This window comes from Micromonospora sp. DT201, from assembly GCF_049841575.1.
In the GTDB taxonomy this organism is placed as follows: Bacteria; Actinomycetota; Actinomycetes; order Mycobacteriales; family Micromonosporaceae; genus Micromonospora.
The window spans coordinates 1-339 of sequence record NZ_JBNCKP010000097.1 but is presented as its reverse complement, the minus strand read 5'-3'; the positions used below and the strand labels follow the sequence as shown (position 1 = coordinate 339).

At 67.3% G+C, this 339-nt stretch carries 1 pseudogene; it reads left to right on the top strand.

Going from position 1 to position 339, the window contains the following annotated elements:
- Positions 1 to 339 (top strand): annotated as a pseudogene (locus ACLQ28_RS34575) (hypothetical protein); the annotation flags it as partial.

Sequence of the window (339 nt, the reverse complement as noted above, 5' to 3'; positions counted from 1 at the left end):
GTTGCTGGTCTCGCGTTCGCCGGTGGTGTGTTCGCCGGTCCGATCGCCGCTCACGCCAACCCGGTCGACGCCAAGCCCGTCGCGGTCGCGGTGCAGGCCGACAAGCCCGACACGGCCAAGCTGATCCCGCACGGCACTCAGGGCGATCAGTCCCGCATCACCCTCGACGACGAGCAGGTTGGTAACGCCAAGGCGATCATCGCCGCGACGAAGAAGGCTGGCCTGCCCGAGCGGGCCGCGGTGATCTCGATCGCGACGAGCTTGCAGGAGTCGAAGCTGGAGAACCTGGGTCACCTCGGTGACATGAACGACCACGACTCGCTGGGCCTGTTCCAGCAG